This is a genomic window from Pseudomonas sp. GT1P32 (assembly GCF_054897805.1).
Genome location: NZ_CM142704.1, coordinates 754,350 through 771,306, shown reverse-complemented (window position 1 = coordinate 771,306; position 16,957 = coordinate 754,350). Strand labels below are relative to the sequence as shown.

12 protein-coding genes and 2 pseudogenes are annotated in these 16,957 nt (G+C 60.7%); 2 read left to right on the top strand and 12 right to left on the bottom strand.

Features of this window, described 5'->3' with window-relative positions; translation table 11 throughout:
* Positions 1 to 6: 6 nt before the first annotated feature.
* The 10 genes and pseudogenes from ACYZUC_RS03620 to ACYZUC_RS03575 form a co-directional block, all read right to left on the bottom strand.
* Positions 7 to 960 (bottom strand): PDR/VanB family oxidoreductase, encoded by a 954-nt coding sequence (locus ACYZUC_RS03620; protein ID WP_461993621.1) that lies wholly within the window; start codon positions 958 to 960, stop codon positions 7 to 9.
* On the bottom strand, positions 960 to 1,997 hold the full coding sequence (locus ACYZUC_RS03615; protein ID WP_461993619.1) for a Rieske 2Fe-2S domain-containing protein: 1,038 nt from the start codon (positions 1,995 to 1,997) through the stop codon (positions 960 to 962). Before ACYZUC_RS03615 ends, ACYZUC_RS03620 begins: the two co-directional genes overlap by 1 nt.
* A 62-nt stretch (positions 1,998 to 2,059) precedes the next feature.
* Positions 2,060 to 3,241, bottom strand: coding sequence for an MFS transporter (locus ACYZUC_RS03610; RefSeq protein ID WP_461993617.1), 1,182 nt, complete (start codon positions 3,239 to 3,241; stop codon positions 2,060 to 2,062).
* A gap of 126 nt (positions 3,242 to 3,367) precedes the next feature.
* Positions 3,368 to 5,899, bottom strand: a complete 2,532-nt coding sequence (locus ACYZUC_RS03605) for an efflux RND transporter permease subunit (RefSeq protein ID WP_461993615.1) — start codon at positions 5,897 to 5,899, stop codon at positions 3,368 to 3,370.
* Positions 5,900 to 5,903: 4 nt separating this feature from the next.
* Positions 5,904 to 7,007: a YCF48-related protein gene (locus tag ACYZUC_RS03600; RefSeq protein ID WP_461993613.1), complete on the bottom strand. Its 1,104-nt coding sequence runs from the start codon at positions 7,005 to 7,007 to the stop codon at positions 5,904 to 5,906.
* Positions 7,008 to 7,078: 71 nt separating this feature from the next.
* Positions 7,079 to 8,443, bottom strand: coding sequence for a DUF1329 domain-containing protein (locus ACYZUC_RS03595; protein ID WP_461993611.1), 1,365 nt, complete (start codon positions 8,441 to 8,443; stop codon positions 7,079 to 7,081).
* Between the two features lie 12 nt (positions 8,444 to 8,455).
* On the bottom strand, positions 8,456 to 10,135 hold the full coding sequence (locus ACYZUC_RS03590; protein WP_461993609.1) for a DUF1302 domain-containing protein: 1,680 nt from the start codon (positions 10,133 to 10,135) through the stop codon (positions 8,456 to 8,458).
* Between the two features lie 207 nt (positions 10,136 to 10,342).
* Positions 10,343 to 10,576: pseudogene (locus ACYZUC_RS03585) on the bottom strand (2-polyprenyl-6-methoxyphenol hydroxylase); the annotation flags it as partial.
* Between the two features lie 177 nt (positions 10,577 to 10,753).
* Positions 10,754 to 11,116: a Rieske (2Fe-2S) protein gene (locus ACYZUC_RS03580; protein WP_461993607.1), complete on the bottom strand. Its 363-nt coding sequence runs from the start codon at positions 11,114 to 11,116 to the stop codon at positions 10,754 to 10,756.
* Positions 11,117 to 11,131: 15 nt separating this feature from the next.
* Positions 11,132 to 12,070: a VOC family protein gene (locus ACYZUC_RS03575; RefSeq protein WP_461993605.1), complete on the bottom strand. Its 939-nt coding sequence runs from the start codon at positions 12,068 to 12,070 to the stop codon at positions 11,132 to 11,134.
* Positions 12,071 to 12,396: 326 nt separating this feature from the next.
* Between ACYZUC_RS03575 and ACYZUC_RS03570 the strand changes: the two genes are divergently transcribed.
* Positions 12,397 to 13,398: a LysR family transcriptional regulator gene (locus tag ACYZUC_RS03570; protein ID WP_461993603.1), complete on the top strand. Its 1,002-nt coding sequence runs from the start codon at positions 12,397 to 12,399 to the stop codon at positions 13,396 to 13,398.
* On the opposite strand, the gene ACYZUC_RS03565 is transcribed toward ACYZUC_RS03570, so the two are convergent.
* Both ACYZUC_RS03565 and ACYZUC_RS03560 read right to left on the bottom strand, forming a co-directional pair.
* A complete protein-coding gene (locus ACYZUC_RS03565; protein ID WP_461996812.1) occupies positions 13,333 to 14,133 on the bottom strand; it encodes a methyl-accepting chemotaxis protein in 801 nt (266 codons plus the stop codon). The genes ACYZUC_RS03570 and ACYZUC_RS03565 overlap by 66 nt on opposite strands.
* A 57-nt stretch (positions 14,134 to 14,190) precedes the next feature.
* A pseudogene (locus ACYZUC_RS03560) lies at positions 14,191 to 14,352 on the bottom strand (HAMP domain-containing protein); the annotation flags it as partial.
* Positions 14,353 to 15,694: 1,342 nt separating this feature from the next.
* On the opposite strand from ACYZUC_RS03560, the gene ACYZUC_RS03555 reads away from it, so the two are divergent.
* Positions 15,695 to 16,852: an alpha/beta hydrolase family protein gene (locus ACYZUC_RS03555; protein ID WP_461993601.1), complete on the top strand. Its 1,158-nt coding sequence runs from the start codon at positions 15,695 to 15,697 to the stop codon at positions 16,850 to 16,852.
* Positions 16,853 to 16,957: the final 105 nt, after the last annotated feature.

Genomic DNA, 16,957 nt, shown 5'->3' with positions numbered 1-16,957 from the left:
AAAACCTTAAAGATCGAGAACCAGCCGCGCGCTCCTGGCACGCGAGCAACACGGCGTGAACTGGTCGTTGCGGGCTCGCTCGGCATCGGTGAAGAACATGTCACGATGCTCCGGCTCCCCCTCCAGCACACGCGTGATGCAAGTGCCACAGATACCCTGCTCGCAGGACAAGGGAATATCGATACCGGCCTCCAGCAGCACCTGCGCCACACTGCGATGGGCAGGCACCTGGAGACACCGCCCCGAACTCGCCAACTGCACCTCAAAATCGCCCGCCTCACTGGCCGGGACAGCTGCGCCGACAAAGTACTCACGGTGCAATTGCGCCTCGGCCCAGCCAAGCGCGCGCGCCGTACCGAGCACGTGTTCCATGAAGCCGTTAGGGCCACAGACATACAGGTGGCGGTCAGTGGCCGGCATGGATAGAACCCGAACGGCGTCGAGACGCTGAGCGTCCTCGCCATCGTCCACATGGACATGCACACGATCGGCAAAAGTCGAATGGCGGAGGTACTCGATAAACGCCATGCGATCAGTTGAGCGGGCGCAGTAGTGAAGCTCGAAAGCAGCGCCGATCTGGGCCAGGCGCTCGGCCATGCAGAGGATCGGGGTGATACCGATACCGCCAGCAAACAGCACGCTACCCCCCGCTGCTGGTTGCAGCGGGAACAGGTTGCGCGGCTCGCTGATACGCAGCCGGCTACCCTCCTGCACCTGCTCGTGCATGGCCTTGGACCCGCCACGGGAGGCGGGGTCGAGCAAGACACCCAACAGATAACGATGGTTCTCTGCGGGGTGATTGCACAGTGAGTATTGGCGTACCAAGCCGTTGGGCAGGTGCACGTCGATATGCGAACCGGCACTGAAAGCAGGCAGAGGACGGCGGTCAACCGCGGCCAGTTCAAGGCTGAAAATACCTTCGGCTTCGCGACGCTTGCGGGTAACAACGACCTCGATCATCACTGGGTACCCACTGACTGCTCGGCAGCGATCAATCGACGCAGAACACGTCGGCAGCGCACAGCACCCGCATCAACTGAGAGCAGAACCGGGTTAAGGCCTAGCAGATCAACCTCACCAATCTGACGCTGTTGGGCCTCAACCATGGGTTTGTCTTCACCGGCGAAAATACCGATCAACATGTTCTGGACGAAGGCATTCAACGGCTCATTGTGCTGCTCAAAACTGCGCGTGTTGGCATAGAAATAATGGGTATTCGTCGTGTCTTGCGGCGTCATCAAATGCAGGTTCCAGGTAACCGGCCCCTCCTCTCTCGGGCGCCCTGGCGCAGTCGCGCCACTGCCCAGCAGCATCAGGCCAGGGGCATGCCATATGACCTCGGCCCAGACGTCCGCTCGGGTCGGGTCTTCGAGTTGAGCACTGAAAGCAGGCGGAGGGACGTCACCAGGTGCCCACCAACTGATGCGCACGCGGTCGTTGGAAAGCTCCTCGATAGTGGCGCGTGAGCCTGACAGCGCTCCGCCCCCCAGCGTATCCGGGTGCAGGAAGTCAACATGACTCAGATCCATGATGTTGTCGGACAGCAGTTCGTAGTGAGCGCGAGTGGGCAAATACCCATGCCCCTTGGCATGGGGTGGAGCCTGCTCAAAAAAAGAAAAATCAGGGATCAGCGCGTCGCTGGCCAGTGCCGGATCGCCAAGCCAGACCCAGATCGCCGCATGGCGCTCAACGACAGGGAACGAGCGAACACAGGCGGCCTTGGGGATATTCCCCTCGCCATGGGGATTGTGCGTACATTGGCCGCTGCCATCGAAACGCAAGCCGTGGTAGGGGCATTGAACGCTGTCGCCGACAATCTTGCCCATGTGCAGCGGGGCAAAACGATGCGGGCAGCGATCAGCGAGAGCCTGGACGGTGCCCTGGCTATCACGAAAGAACACAAGGGGTTGCTCGACAATTGTTCTCCCAAGCAGCGCCCCTGGGGCAAGCTCATCTACCCATCCGCCGATGTACCAAGTGTTGAGTAAATAACTCATGATTTTTCCCTCGTGTTCTTATTCTGATAAAACGCGGTTTTAAACCTGAGGCAGGGTTCCGGTTAAACGGCAGGCAATGCAGCCCCACGGCCACGCAAGCGAATGCAAGCCAAAGCCACCAGTAACTGAAGGCCCGCAATGATCCCCAGCGCAGCAGGCAAAGCGCTGCTCACCCCACCGGTGATCGCCAGCACCACCAGCGGGCTGACGAACTCACCGGCAAAGAACATTGATGTGAAGCCGCCAGCCGCGCGGCCGCGCTGCTGGAAGTCGACCTGGGCCATGATCCAGGTGAGCAGGGTCGGCATCATCAGGCCGATGCCCAGGCCGTTGATCAGCACAGCGATCACCACCAACCCATGACTGTCGGCCACCGCCAGCAACCCGCCACCGACACCGGTCGCGACGAAGGCCAGGAGCATCTGCCGATACGCGGGTACACCACTGAACAGGCGAAAATTCAGGGCGCCGACAAGTACGCCAAGCTGACTGGCGCCCATGGTCATGCCGATCTGCTGCGACCCTTCGACATGCAGCAGGTTGAGCAGATAACCGACTTGTACCGGCACGATAAACAGGCTCAAGCCAGCCAGGAATGACAAGAAATACAACGGTGCCAAGGCGCGCCAGGGAAATGCCCGGCTTACTGCTGTTGTCGCAGTGACGACATGCGCACGCGGCTCCCACAGCAACCAGGCCATCAGCGGCAGAAACACCAGCCCCAGCCCATACAAGGCAAACGGTGTGCGCCAGCCGTGTTCACCGAGCACACCACCGACCGCAATGAAAATGGCCGCCGACAACGAGGTAGCAACCATTTGCAGGGCGAACATGCGTTCACGCCGCGCACCGCTGTAGTAGTCCCCCATCATTGTGGTGCAGCAGGTCATGATCGCTGCCTCGGCCACCCCGATGCCGGCGCGGCTGATCACGATGACCTGCAGCGACTCCAGCCACAGCGGCAGCACGCCACAGACGGTGTAGAGAAACATCGCACTGATCAGCAGCGGCTTGCGCCCGAGCCGGTCGGCGATGATCCCGGCGAACGGGGCCAACAGGGCAATCATTAACGCCGGCAGCGTCAGGGCAATGGGCACCATCACGGCCACACCCGGTGTGTCGGCGAAGTGTTCCTGCATACGCGGCAGGACAGGGGCCAGCAGCACTGCGCCAAGTACCGGCAAGCAACTGCCGAGCAACAGCAACAAGGATTGCGGCAGCCGCGCCTGGCGTTCAACGCTCATCGCGCACCCCCAAAGGTTGGGTCGCGCAGAACGCTGTGCCGAAGGCGCTCAGGCCGGCTAGCAGGTCAAGCCATAAAGACTGCTGGAACGGGTACATACGAGGCATGGGAAAGTCCTTTCTTGTTGTTATGACGCGACGGGGTGAGCAACTGCTGGTGTCGTTTGATCGTGGCCCGCAGTCCGGGGGAGTGAGTGCTTCACGCAGGCACCCTCCTCGACTACGGCAGGCATCAGCGGCAGGCTCGTCGGGTGGCTGGGTTTAACCTCGGCCTGCCCCGCGCCTACACGCTTGCTCGGCAACAGGAAGTGAGCCAGGGCTGGCAACAGAACCAGCGCACCGACCATGTTCCAGACAAACATGAAGGCCAGCAGCACGCCCATGTCAGCCTGGAACTTGATCGGCGAAAACATCCAGGTGGCTACGCCGATAGCCAGGGTTACACCGGTCAGCATCACCACCTTGCCGGTGGACAGCAGTGCCCGGTAATACGACTCCGACAGGCTTGTGCCCTGGCGCATATGACCGAGCAGGATGCTCATCACGTACAGCGCATAGTCGACGCCGATGCCCACGCCGAGGGCAATCACCGGCAGGGTGGCGACCTTGACGCCGATGTTCAGCCAGACCATCAGCGCTTCACAGAGGATCGATGTGAGCATCAGCGGAATCACCGCACAAATCGTGGCCCGCCAGGAACGGAAGGTGATCAGGCACAGCAGGATCACGGCGCCGTAGACCCAGAACAGCATTTCGCGATTGGCCTGCTTGACGACAATGTTGGTTGCCGCCTCGATCCCGGCATTGCCAGCAGCCAGGAGGAACTGGACCTCGTCGGTATTGTTCGCCGCGGCGAACTGTTCGACGTGATCCACCAGGCGGTTCAGGGTTTGTGCCTTGTGGTCGGAGAGGTAGACGTACAGTGTCAGCAGGCTGCAGTCTTCGTTGTACAGCCCACGTGGCGCCCCGGCGGTGACCATGTTGAGCATCGCCTGGTTGTTCTGCAGCTCATACCACTTCGGGCTGCCTTCGCTGAGGCCGACCAGCATCCGGCGGTTAAGCAGCGCCAGCGAATTGGTCGAATCAACCCCTGGCAAGGTGCGCAACTGCCAGTCGAGTGCATCGACCTTGCGTAGGATGTCGTAACGCGAACAGGCGCTGGCTGGCGTCTTGATCATGACCGCGAACAGATCGCTGCTGGCGCCGTAGTGATGGGTCACAAACGCGTCATCCTGGTTATAGCGCGAGTCGGCCCGCAGCTCGGGTGCGCCTGCATCCAGATCACCAACTTTCAATTGCAGGCTGACCACGAAACCGGCCGCCGCCAGTGCCAGGCTCAAGGCAATGCACAACGCCGCCCAGCGACGCTGGGTGAACAGGTCGAGGAAGCGCCAGAACCCGTGGCGATTCTGGCCGGCTTGTTCAGCGTGCTCGCTTTTCAAGCTCAGTTGCGCGGCGCGGCGGCTGACGCCAACATAGGAGAGCAGGACCGGCAGCAGGATCAAATTGGTGAAGATCAGCACGGCCACGCCGATACTGGCGATCATCGCCAAGTCCTGGATCACCTGGATCTTGATGATCATCAGCACTGCAAAACCGACCGCGTCACAGAGCAGCGCGGTGAGACCGGCGAGAAACAGGCGGCGGAAGGTGAAGCGTGCGGCGACCACACGATGCATGCCGCGACCGATGTCCTGCATGATGCCGTTCATCTTCTGCGCGCCATGGCTCATGCCAATGGCAAACACCAGGAACGGCACCAGCACCGAATAGGGATCCAGCTGATAGCCCAGCAGCGGCAGCAGGCCGAGCTGCCAGACCACCGCCACCAGCGAGCAGAACACCACCAGCAAGGTGCTGCGTATGCAGCGGGTGTACCAGTAGAGCACCACGGCGGTGATCAGAATGGCCACGGCAAAGAACATCAGGATCTGTTGCAGACCGGCGATCAGGTCACCGACTTTCTTGGCGAAACCGGTGATACGAATGTCGATGCTGTCGCTCTGGTATTGGCTGCGCAGCGACTCCAGTTGTTGCGACAGCTGGGTGTAGTCCAACGGTTGGCCGTCGGGGGTCCGTTGCAGCAGTGGCACATGGATGATGCTCGATGCCTGGTCGAAAGCCACCAACTGGCCGATTTCGTTGGACAGTTGCACATTGCGCCGCAATGCCGCGAGGCTGGCGGAGCCGCCATCGTAGTTATCCGGAATGACCGGCCCACCGTCCAGACCCGCCTCGGTCACCGCTACCCAGCGCGTGGCCGGCGTCCATAACGACTTCATGTACGCACGGTCGACACCGGGCAGCAGATAGATCTTGTCGCTCAACGCCTGCAGGGTCTTGAGGTAGGCACTGTCGTAGATGTCGCCCCGCTTGTTGACCACCGCAATGCGCACCGCATTACCCAGCCCGCTCAGCTCCTTCTGGTGCTCAAGGTAGTTGGCGATATAGGGATGATGGGTGGGGATCATTTTTTCGAAACTGGCATTGAGTTCGACACGACTGGACTGCCAACCCAATACCAGCGTGGTCGCCAGGCACAGCAGCAGCACCCACAGGCGATGGTTGAACAGTGCTCGCTCGAGCACCGAGCCGGAACGCGGATCAAAGTCATCGAACGTATTCGCAGGGGACTGGGGGGAATTACCAGGGGACGTCATAACCTCACTCCGAAGCGGCAGTGGACGGCTGCGCAATACGCTGCAGCCCGGTGAAACCGGCAACGATCAGGCTGCCATCGGCGGCCTCGACCAGACTTGAAACGGGCTTGCCCAAGGGTTTGCCCAGTGGCTGCAGCGCCTCCCCGGTCTGCTCACCATTAAGAAACAGCGCACCGCCCTGGTTGACCAGCAGCACTTGGCCGCCGGCCAGGCGGGTGGCGTCGTTGAAGGAAATCGGCACGGGGACTGACAGGCGCTGGAAGCTTTCGCCACCGTCGTTGGATATAAAGGCATTGCCCCTCAGGCCGCCGACCAACAAGGCGCCATCGGCGCGGCTCTGCAAGGTGAAGAAACTGCCTTCATAGGGACTTTCCAACTGACTGAACGAAACCGCATCGTTATCGGAGCGCGCCAGGTAACCCTGCTCGCCCGCCAGGAACCAGCGTGTCCCTTGATGACTGATGGCGTACAAGTGCATCCCGTTCGGGTTGGCGATGTGTCCCATCAGCGACTGCCAGGTGGCACCGCCATCCGTGGTCCACAGCGCGAGGCCGTAGGCACCGACGATCAGCCCGTGTTGTGCATCGATGAATTCGAGCGCCAGGAAAGGTTTGTCCGCCCCATCGGCGACGAGACGCTCGGCACTTTGTACACGTGCCAATGCATCATCCGGATTGGCAGCCGCAGCCTGGTCGGCCTTGGCTGCGTCCAGTTCAAGCTGGGCCGCACGTGCGCCGTCGAGTAGCAGTGTCCAGTGCTCGCCACCATCACGGGTGGCCAATACCACGCCAGCGTGACCCACTGCCCAGCCATTGTGCGCATCGACAAACTGCACCGCCGTCAGACTGACCGAAACCGGTACCGAGGCCTGACGCCAGCTTTGCCCATTGTCGTCGGAGAGCAGCACCAGGCCGCGCTCGCCCACGGCCACCAGACGTGCGCCGGCCCGCGCCAGGTCGATCAATACGCTCTTCTGCGCAGCCGGCACCAGCATGGCCGGGGTGTTCAACGGCGCGCCCACGGCAGTCGGCCCGGCCAGGCAATCGCTCACGGCGAAGGGCAAATACAAGGCCAAGAGCAACGTACCCGCCTGACTGATTCTATTCATAACCCACCTCGAAAAAGCACTCGCACCCCAAGGGCAGGCCAACAGCCCTGCCCTTCACTTTCAGCTCAGACTCAACGCACGCCGCGTCCAGCCATCGCCGCTGGCGAGAACTCCGAGGCCTTGTAACGATCAACCGCGTGATACTGTTCCGGTAATCCGGCGTAGAGGTTCTGGACAAACCAGGCGCCGGAAGTCAGGTCATAAAAACCGGCGGACAGCTGCACCAGGCCTGGCAGGTCGGGCAATACGGAAGGCAGCGACCAGAGGGTCTTGGCCAACTGGCCGCTGGCATCCCAACGGTCGCCGAGCAGGGCTTGCCAGGTGTCCTCGTCGAGGTAGTAACGGCCCTTGGGCAACTGGTGACGCTTGCCGGCGGCCAACGTCGACTCGACCACCCAGACGCGGTGCAACTCCCAGCGCACGTAATCCGGGTTCAGGTGGTGTTTGCCTAACAGGGCTTGCGGCTGGGCAGCGTTCTGCGCCTTGTTGGTGTTGTAGGGGACGTACATTTCCTGCTTGCCCACGAGTTTCCAGTCGAATCGGTCCGTGCGCCCTCCCCACACGCTCAGCTCATCGAATGACATGACCCCGGCGGTGGACGGCGTCGGTGTATCGCAGCAGGCGTTAGGCAGCGTGCGCACCCGACGCTGGCCACTCAGATAGACATGGGCCTGGGATTTGTCGCCGTTGATGTTCTCACGCCCCAGGATCTGTTCGCCGGCACGAATCGCCGGGCCGAGAGTGACAAGGTGCACCTGCCAGTAATCGCCCGAATAGTTTTCAGGACCGCCCTCCTTGAAGTAATAGGGCATTTCCTGGGTCAACAGGCCGTCGCTCGTCATCACCAGGTTGCCGTCGGCAGTCATCAGATATTGGCGAATATGCGCCGCCACCGACGTGCCGCGCCAGTTCAGCAAGTGGTTCCAGATGGCTTCGGTACCATTCTGTGGAATCGGAAACGGGATCCCGCCATAGGCACCGTCGGGGATCAGGCCGGCACTGCTGTCGACCAGTTTGGCGCGGGTCGCATTCTTGAACGTGTTGTCATAGACCCACTGCGGCGCGGCGGCCGTGCGCCGGGTCGGATAGACATCGATGCGATAGGTGTCCGGGAAACGCTTGAACAGTTCCTTGGTGCCATCGCTGAGCTTGTCGGCATACTTGGGCAGGTTCTGGGCGGTGATGCTGAACAAGGGTTTGTCCGCAGCAAACGGATCGCTGCGCTTGCCACCCGGGACGTAGGTCGGATCGACCTTGGTGTAGCCACCGTCCCAGGCTGGAATGCTGCCGTCGGCATTGCCCGCTTTCTCGGCACCAAGGGGCGTCAGGGTCTTGCCCAGCGCAGCCGCTTGTTCAGCACTGGCGGCCAGGGTCATCGGCGCGGCAGCAGCCAGCAGGGTTAAGCACAAGGCCTTAAGAGTGAACTGAATGGTCATGCGCGAATCCTCTTAGAACGTGGTCTTGACGGAGAAAGCCAGGTAATCCCGGTCCTTCAACGACTGCTTGTAATTGAACTGGTTGGCGGCGTTGAGGCTGGTGTCCTCGGGACCGTAGAAGTGGGTGTAGGTCAGCCCCACGGTCACTTGGTCCAGGTAAGTGGCGGAGACGCCAATGTTCATGTCCCCTCCTCTATCGGGGCCAAACCCGCTGATCACCGCCGACTTGCCCATGGGGAAATAGCTGATGCCCAGCGGCACGCTGATATCGATGCCTGGGAAGAACTGGCGATAGGTGGGCGTGTACACCAACTTCAAGCCCAGGCCGTCATCAGTGGCGTTGGGGTCGAGGGCTGCGCGATTCCTGGTCACGGCCAGCAGGCGGTTCCAGGCGATCTCCCCTGTCAGGCTGGCCTCATTGGAGACAAAGGAAGGGCCCAGCGACGCCAGGACGTTGAGGTTGACATGAGCAGTCCGGCCAACCGCGTACAAGGCGTTATCGTTGTTGTCCGCCTCAACGCCAGGCAGAACGGTTTGGGCGTTGGACACCAGCGGCATGTTCCAGCGCATCGAGGCCTCGCCGGCAAAGCTGTACTCGGCCACGGAGGTCGCGAAACTGGCCCCCAGGACACGGATATCTTCCGGATAGACCCAGGAATACTCGCCGACTTGCCCGGTACTGAAGTTCGGCCCCGTGGCATTCGGCTTCAAGTACAACGTTGGGGTTTTCTCGTGATATTGGAGCGCGTAAAGACCGTAATCCGTCGTCCCGGTGTTGTACTTGAGCTGCAGGCCGCCCTGGCCGGAGCTCCTGGCTTTCTTGTCCTTGCCATGGAAAAACGCAGCCGGGCTATTGGCATTACCGCCAAGGAAATCCGGGAACGGCCCGCCAGTGATCAGCCGTTCATTGCCGTCGCCGATGGTATCGCTGGTGGAGAAATAGCTGCCGGCGCCCGGCAAGCGGGTGGGCTCCCACTCCAGTTGATAGAAGGCGCCCAATGACACATCGTCGGTCAGTTGGTAGGCGGTAGAGAGTTGGTTGACCGGCCGGGTGATTTCCTTGAATTGGGTGTTGGGTACCGATTGCGCCTTGACCACGTCCACTGGCGCCATGGCACCGGCAATGCCGTTGCCGCCGAAGAACAGGCTCTCACCCCAGATCAGGCCGTGACGCCCCGCGCGAACCGATAAGGTACGGTCGGCCAGCTCACCGTTCCAGTAGACAAAGGCATCCAACAGTTCACCGTCACCACCGTGCAGCTGACGCGTGTCGCTGGTGAACTCGTCAAAGCCCACCGACCGTTGGTTGGCGCTGGCCGCGTCGTTATTGTCGTTACGGTCCTGGTAAACGGTGTCGTACCAGGCCGCACCGCTCAGACGGGCGCCGAAGTTGTGAAAGCCGATGTCCAGTTCGGAAAGAATATCCAGGCGATTAGAGATCAGCCCCTTTCCAAAGTTGTGATCGCCGTCATTCTGGTTCAACGCCGTCTGCCCCTCGCTGAGTTTGCTGCTGGGGTCTTTCAGGCGCCAGGCCGCGCTGTACTTCAGCGTGTTGTCCCAGCGCAAGCTGAGATCGGGATTGCCGGTGTCGATCTGAAAGGCCTGGGCAGCCGAAGCGCCAAGCCCCAGGCTGGCCGCAAGGGTCAGGGTGAAGGGAACACGCCGCGACGCAGCGATCTTGCGAGTAGCCATCGAAGTAACCCTCTTTATTGTTGTTGTATGTCAGCTCTTCTGGTGAAACCGCGCCCGCAGTCGAGCCGGGCCAAGCCTGCACAGGCATGAAACATTCATGGGAAAGCGAATTCAGTCCTGCCGGCGTCTCAGGCAGGCGCTGCCGTGACCTCGAGCATCCGCTTGACGCTGCGACCGGCGACCGGCGACCAACGCTTCGCCAAGCACGACGCTCAGGCCCAGACGAACTGAGGCACCCAGGGCAATGGTGGTTTTACTGAGGACTTGATGCAGGGCCAGACGGGAGATGCCGACGTTGGCTGGATATTCGGCGCCGTAGACTGTCCACTGCGTCTTGAGCTCGACAAGATCGACTTCGATGTTGTTGCGACGCAAAGCGATTACGGCGCATGGACCACCGCTAACACCACCGACGATGAGCATTTTTTTCACTGCGTTCATGCTGTCTCACTCTTATTCTTGTTATTCACGCTAGCGTTCTGCCGGAGCGATCTCAGGCTTCACGACCGGCTGTTTCTGCACGCATTCGCTACCGCGTTGTGCTCACTTTCTCGGCAAAGCAGGCGTTTGACTAATCGCATGTAGGGATACGATGTATCAGCAACCGCGATACATTAACTAAGGTGCACACGCCTCCAGTTGATCCGCTTCGAGCACCAGCCAGTCGGCCTCGGCATGCCATTTCAAAGCACTCAGGTGCTCCCCCAGACACGGCCCGTAGACGCACAGGCCACTGTCCGGAAGGAACCGGGCACCGTGGGCGTAACAGACGATCTGGCTGCCATCGACGCTTAGAAAACGATCCTTGCGGTACTCCAGGCGCACCTCCAGATGCGGGCAACTGTTGCGATAGACCCGCACCTCGCCGTCATGGCGCAGGGCAAACACGCTGTCCTTCCCAGTGCCCAGAGGATCGAACCCACGGGCCTGGCCTTCGACCAATTCATCCAGGCGACATAGCGCAACGACGTCGTGACTCATGGACGAAATCCGCATTCAGGCCTGCTTGGGCGGCGGACCGCTCGGGAACCATTTTTCCCGGGAAGTGAACAGGAACAATTGCGAGTTATCCGCCGACAACGGCGCCTGGCGCGCTTGCCAGGCGTCATCGTGCTTGTCCATGTCTGCGTCGTATTCGATGTGGCAGCCCAACGGGCTGTTGAAGTACCAGAACCAGTTGGAGCCGAAGAGATGACGGCCTGGGCCCCAGAAGCTGGTCCAGCCTTGCTGTTCGAAACGTCGACCGGCCAACAGCACTTCCGTGCCGCTGCCCATGTGAAAGGTGAAGTGCTCGCAGCCCTTCATATGCGGTGGCGTCTGGATCATGAATAGACAGTGATGGTCATCGGAACCGGCTGGACGCATGAACGGACCGGCGCCAACAAAGGTGTCGGTGGTCGCGAAGCCCAGGCGTTTGTAAAAGGCCTCAGCCTTCGCCGCATCCGGCACGAAATACACCACGTGGGACAGGGTCCGCGGCAAGGCCTGCATATCGGGGCTGATGCCCGGTTGGTTGACCGGGCGCTGGGGGGCATGGCCCGGTGCATTGGTCAGGTCGGCCGGCGCGTTGTACGGACGCCGCACACTGATCTGGAAACCAATGGCAAACCCCATATCGTCCACACTGTGCACGGAACCATCAGCACTGCGGGTCACCAGGCGATCACGTCCTAACTCATCGGCGATGGCCTCAAGATCAGCTGCGCCGGCCACTCCGTAAACGGTTTCACGAATCGACGGGGCAGGCCCGATAGCCGCCGGCAGAAGGGCATCGTCAGCACGGCGGATAATCACGGCAGTGCCGTCAAGGGCTTCAAAGCGACCGCCCTGGCTGTCGACATCGACAGGTTGCAGGCCGTAGTCACGCAGGCAATGGGTACAGGCTTGAATGTCGTCGACGCCAAAAATCAAGGCATCAAGGCCAATGATGTTCATTGAGTTACCACTCCATTGTAATTATTCAGCGCAGGCCAGCACCCCGCTTACGGGAGCCGTGCCAGGCGGAGCGCTGCCGAGGCTGGTCTTGGAGTCGATAAAGCGTCACGGCCAACCGACTGTGGGCAGATACTGAAGGGGTACAAACTCACTGACTAATCGCTTGTCGGGATGCGACCTATCGGCAAACGCGATACCTGTCTGCACCGAGCCAACGACAGGGGAGTTCGAATACTCGTCGGTCAATTCGCCCCCTCGAGGGGCTTGACGCCGCGATAGGAACGCCGGAAGGTATTTACAAAATAAATACAAAAATCGAGACCGCCATGCGTTTTAACCACTTGGATCTCAACCTCCTGGTGGCGCTTGATGTGTTACTGGAAGAGCAGAACATCACCCGCGCCGCCGAACGCCTGCACATGACCCAATCCGCCACCAGCGGTGTACTGGGCAGGCTGCGCCTCTACTTCGAAGATGAACTGCTGGCGCAGGTCGGACGCAAGATGCAACCCACGCCCTATGCCCGCGAACTGGCGGCGCCCGTGCGCCAGGTGCTGCTGACGATCCAGTCCTCGATCACCGCCAAACCGGTGTTCGATCCGGCCACCAGCAAGCGCCATTTTCGCTTGATCACCTCTGACTATCTGATCAGCGTGCTGTTTGCCCGCGTCATCCAGAAGATCTCCCTGGAAGCCCCATATATCACCTTCGAACTGCTCGGCCCCGGCGACACGTCCACCGAAATGCTGATGCGCGGTGAGGCCGACATGATGATCGTGCCTGAGCACTACCTCATCGAAGGCCACCCATCGCAGCTACTGTTTGAAGAAGAGCACGTTTGCGTTGTGTGGGACGGCAACACCCTAGTGGGCGACAGCATCAGCCTCGATCAGTACATCGATATGGGCCATGTCTCTGTGATCTTTGGCCGCAACCGACAACTGAGCGTCGAAGAATGGCTGATGAGCCAGTACGGTTTCACCCGTCGAATGGAAGTGGTGACTCACGACTTCAATACCTTGCCGCAGTTGATCGTCGGCACTCAACGCGTCGCCACCATGCTCCAGCGCATGGCCAGGCTCTACGCCAATTACCTGCCGCTGCGCATCCTGCAACCACCGGTGAAAATCCCCGTCATGCGTGAGTTCATGCTCTGGCACCGGACCATGGAGGGGGATCCGATGCACCGTTGGCTGCGGGCGAAAATCAGTCAGATCATCAACGAGCTGGAGCAGCAGTTGCTGCCGCAGCCTGGAGGCGAGTCAGGTACGGAAGTGCCCGACGGCCGCTTTGAGCTCGCCGCCAATCTGCTGCAAGTCGGCCGTTGAGACCTGCAGCTGCAGGCTTTCCCTTGCACTGTCCTCAGCCACTTCGCGCACCCGCGTCATACTCTGGCTGACTTGCTCGGCCACCACGCACTGCTGTTCGGCCGCTGCGGCGATCTGCTGGTTCATCTGCTCAATACTGGACACCGCCCGGGTGATCCGCGCCAGCGCCTGGGAGGCTTGCGCGGCAAGCACCACCGTTTCATCGCTCAGCGCATGGCTGCCTTGCAAACGCTCGGCGGCCTGTTGGGCCACACCGCTCAGACGAGCGATCAACCCTTCGATTTCCGTGGTCGAACGCTGTGTGCGCCGTGCCAGGCCACGCACCTCATCGGCGACCACGGCGAAGCCACGACCCTGCTCGCCCGCGCGCGCCGCCTCGATGGCGGCGTTGAGCGCCAACAGGTTGGTCTGCTCGGCCACCGCTTTGATGACATCGAGCACGCCACCAATCGCCGCGCTCTCCACCAGCAGCGACCGCATGGCTTCGGCGCAACCACTCATTTCCACAGCCAAATGGTCAATCTTGTCACTCGCCTGGCGCACCAACTCATCGCCCTCACGCGCTTGTTGATCAGCATGCGCCACCGCTTCGCTGGCCTCACCCGCGTTGCGGGCGACCTCCTGCGCCGTGGCGACCATCTGTTGCATGGCGCTGGCGGCCAGCTCGGTTTCCTGGCGTTGATGTTCGACACCACGGCTGTTGCTCAAGGTCACTTCAGCCAGGCTGCCGGCCATGCCGTTGAGCGAGCCGACACCACGGTCGATGCGCCCGACCAATCCCCGCAGGCTGCCCAACATGCTGTCCACGGTGCCCAACAGTTGGCCCAACTCATCACGACGATCACTGGCTGACGGTGGATCACTCAAATCCCCCGCTGCCACACGCTGGACCAGCTGCACGGCCTGGCGCAACGGCTGCACAATCAATTGGCGGATCAGCAGACTGGCACCCATGCCCAAGGCCAGCGCCAAAACAGTGATCAAGCCCAATTGGCGATCGGCATCGCGGTTATCGTCCAGCACCGCCTGCCTTTGCTGTTCATCGGCCTCGGCCAGCAGCTTGCTCACCTGCTCGGTTTGCCCGTTCATTGCCACGCTGCTTTGCGCGCTTTGCTGACGGCTGTCGACAAACTCGAGGAAGGACTTGCGATAGTCGCCCAAAGCACTATTCGCCTCCTGCAGCGACTCGCCTTGCTGCTCACCAAGGGCGAGCGCCTGCATGGCGGCCAGCAGATCACTCATGCTCATTTCCCAATCGCTGCGGTAACGCTCTTCGCCATCGAGCGAATAGTACAGCTCGCTGTCACGCAGCTTGGCGAGCTTGTCCCGCAACGCGGCCGTCTGCTCGAGCAACACCATCTGATCGCTGCTCGGTGGCGTCCCCTGCCCTAACCGAGTGTTAAGCGCATCCAGTTGATCGAGAAACAGCAAGGTAAAACTGTCGCCAGCCGTCTGCGCCAGTGCCTGCATGCGCAGGCGCGCTTCGCGAGCCCGACGCAACGAATCGGCATAGCCGAGAAACTGCTCCAGATACGTGCTGGCGGCCGTGCGTACGCTGGCGCGCGCTGCGCTATTGGCTGGCTCATCATCGAGTTGTTGGCTCAGTTTTCCGATCATCTCGCGGACCTGGTCCAGGCGCTGCGGAGCGAGATCCAGGGCGAATGCTTTCTCGGCGATACGCGCACGCAGGATCAGTGCCTGGATCGACGACTCCTGACGGGATTGTTCACCGCGCATCTGCAACACACCCAGGGAACGAAAAGCAGTGACTGCCACCGCCAACGTCACCAGCAGCACCAGGCCGAAACCCAGCGACAGCTTGGCCCCCACCGACAGATTGCCAAACACACGGCTCAGTACGGGCATGTCCAACTCCTCGCACAGTAGTGGAAAAAAACTATGCCCCTGGCGCCCGAGTTTATCGCTGTACCGGCGTTGGAATCACTCATCTGCGGATACCTTTTTCTTGTTGTTGTGCGCGCCTGGGACTCCAGCCAACGGCGCGGTGCAGCGCCAACTCTAGTGAGTCCTACCTCATCGACACCAATCGCATCCTGCGTTATGAGCAATCGCAAAGTACGATGATAGGTATCCGGGTTTGCTGCTTGAACGGTGAGTAGAAACCCTTAGGTCAACGGCGCACATACGCTCTATCTCGGTTCGCAATACCTCCCATCCCGACTCGCGATTGGCCAAACAATGGGCCTCCCCTTAGCCTGCTTCGAACCGCCAGGTCTGGCGATCCCCGCTCAGGACCTGGCCGCCTGCCTTTGCTTGCACAAGGACAATAACAATCATGTTCCGCTACTTCCCGACTAACTACGTGTGGAATCTTTCCGTTGACCTCGCCATTGAAATGGGAGCCCGCATCGGCGAAATCGAAGCAATGTGCGCGCCGCTGCAGGAGGCGGCCAAACAGCCGGACGCCGCCGGCAGCCAGGCCTTCCGTGAAACCTGGGCGAAAATGGCCGACAAGCTTTGCGGCTTGGCCGAGGAAGACGAAGCCAAAGGCCGAATGTTGTCAGCCGGCGAAAAATACAACCGCGCCGCGACCTACTACCTGAGCTGCGAACGCCTGCAGGCCCATGGTGCCCCTGGCCGTACGGAGCTGTACCAGCGCTTTTTACACACCTTCCAACGTGGTATCGAACTGGCGCAAGAAAACTGCGAGCGCGTAGAAATCCCTTACGAAGGCAAACACATTTCCGGTCTGCTGGTACGTGCCGAAGGTGTTACCGGCCCTGCGCCGATTCTGGTGCAGGTCAATGGACTGGATTCCACCAAAGAAATGAAATACCGCGTCGGCCTGCCCGCCTGGCTGGCGAAACGTGGCGTGTCGTCACTGATCATCGACCAGCCTGGTACCGGCGAAGCACTGCGCCTGCATAACCTGACTGCGCGTTTTGACAGCGAGCATTGGGCCAGTCGTGTGGTGGACTGGCTGGAAACCCGCAGTGATATCGACGCCAAACGCATCGGCCTCGAAGGTGTTTCGCTCGGCGGCTATTACTGCCCCCGCGCTGTAGCCTTCGAGCCGCGCTTCGCTTGCGGGGTGGTCTGGGGTGCCAACCATGACTGGCGTGATGTGCAGAAGCGCCGGATGGAAAAAGAAGGCAGCTTCCCGGTTCCGCATTATTGGTCGCACGTGGCCTGGGTATGGGGTGCCAAAGACACCGATGAGTTCATGGCCATCGCCGAGGATGTGCACCTGGACGGCATACTGGATCGCATCAAGGTGCCGTTCCTCGTCACCCACGGTGAAAAGGATTCGCAGATTCCATTGAAGTGGGCGCACCGGACCTACGAGCAGTTGGTCAACAGCCCTAAACGCGAGCTAAAAATATTCACTGACCGTGAAGGTGGCGTTCAGCATTCAAGCTTTGATAACAGTATCAATGCAGGTCAGTACATTGCTGACTGGGTCGCTGAAGTTCTCGGCGGTCATACTGCATGATGGATGTGAAAGCGTATTAGGCTCGGGGCTGGTGTTGGCTCGAGCCTGATACGCGCGAATGTAATGCAATCCCTCCCCCGCGAGCTGGGGTGCCTTCTGCATGTT

Excerpts from the sequence above, each read along its gene's own strand:
- ACYZUC_RS03620 (WP_461993621.1), bottom strand. The coding sequence starts at position 960 with ATGATCGAGGTCGTTGTTACCCGCAAGCGTCGCGAAGCCGAAGGTATT.
- ACYZUC_RS03615 (WP_461993619.1), bottom strand. The coding sequence starts at position 1,997 with ATGAGTTATTTACTCAACACTTGGTACATCGGCGGATGGGTAGATGAG.
- ACYZUC_RS03610 (WP_461993617.1), bottom strand. The coding sequence starts at position 3,241 with ATGAGCGTTGAACGCCAGGCGCGGCTGCCGCAATCCTTGTTGCTGTTG.
- ACYZUC_RS03605 (WP_461993615.1), bottom strand. The coding sequence starts at position 5,899 with ATGACGTCCCCTGGTAATTCCCCCCAGTCCCCTGCGAATACGTTCGAT.
- ACYZUC_RS03600 (WP_461993613.1), bottom strand. The coding sequence starts at position 7,007 with ATGAATAGAATCAGTCAGGCGGGTACGTTGCTCTTGGCCTTGTATTTG.
- ACYZUC_RS03595 (WP_461993611.1), bottom strand. The coding sequence starts at position 8,443 with ATGACCATTCAGTTCACTCTTAAGGCCTTGTGCTTAACCCTGCTGGCT.
- ACYZUC_RS03590 (WP_461993609.1), bottom strand. The coding sequence starts at position 10,135 with ATGGCTACTCGCAAGATCGCTGCGTCGCGGCGTGTTCCCTTCACCCTG.
- ACYZUC_RS03580 (WP_461993607.1), bottom strand. The coding sequence starts at position 11,116 with ATGAGTCACGACGTCGTTGCGCTATGTCGCCTGGATGAATTGGTCGAA.
- ACYZUC_RS03575 (WP_461993605.1), bottom strand. The coding sequence starts at position 12,070 with ATGAACATCATTGGCCTTGATGCCTTGATTTTTGGCGTCGACGACATT.
- ACYZUC_RS03570 (WP_461993603.1), top strand. The coding sequence starts at position 12,397 with ATGCGTTTTAACCACTTGGATCTCAACCTCCTGGTGGCGCTTGATGTG.
- ACYZUC_RS03565 (WP_461996812.1), bottom strand. The coding sequence starts at position 14,133 with ATGGCCGGCAGCCTGGCTGAAGTGACCTTGAGCAACAGCCGTGGTGTC.
- ACYZUC_RS03555 (WP_461993601.1), top strand. The coding sequence starts at position 15,695 with ATGTTCCGCTACTTCCCGACTAACTACGTGTGGAATCTTTCCGTTGAC.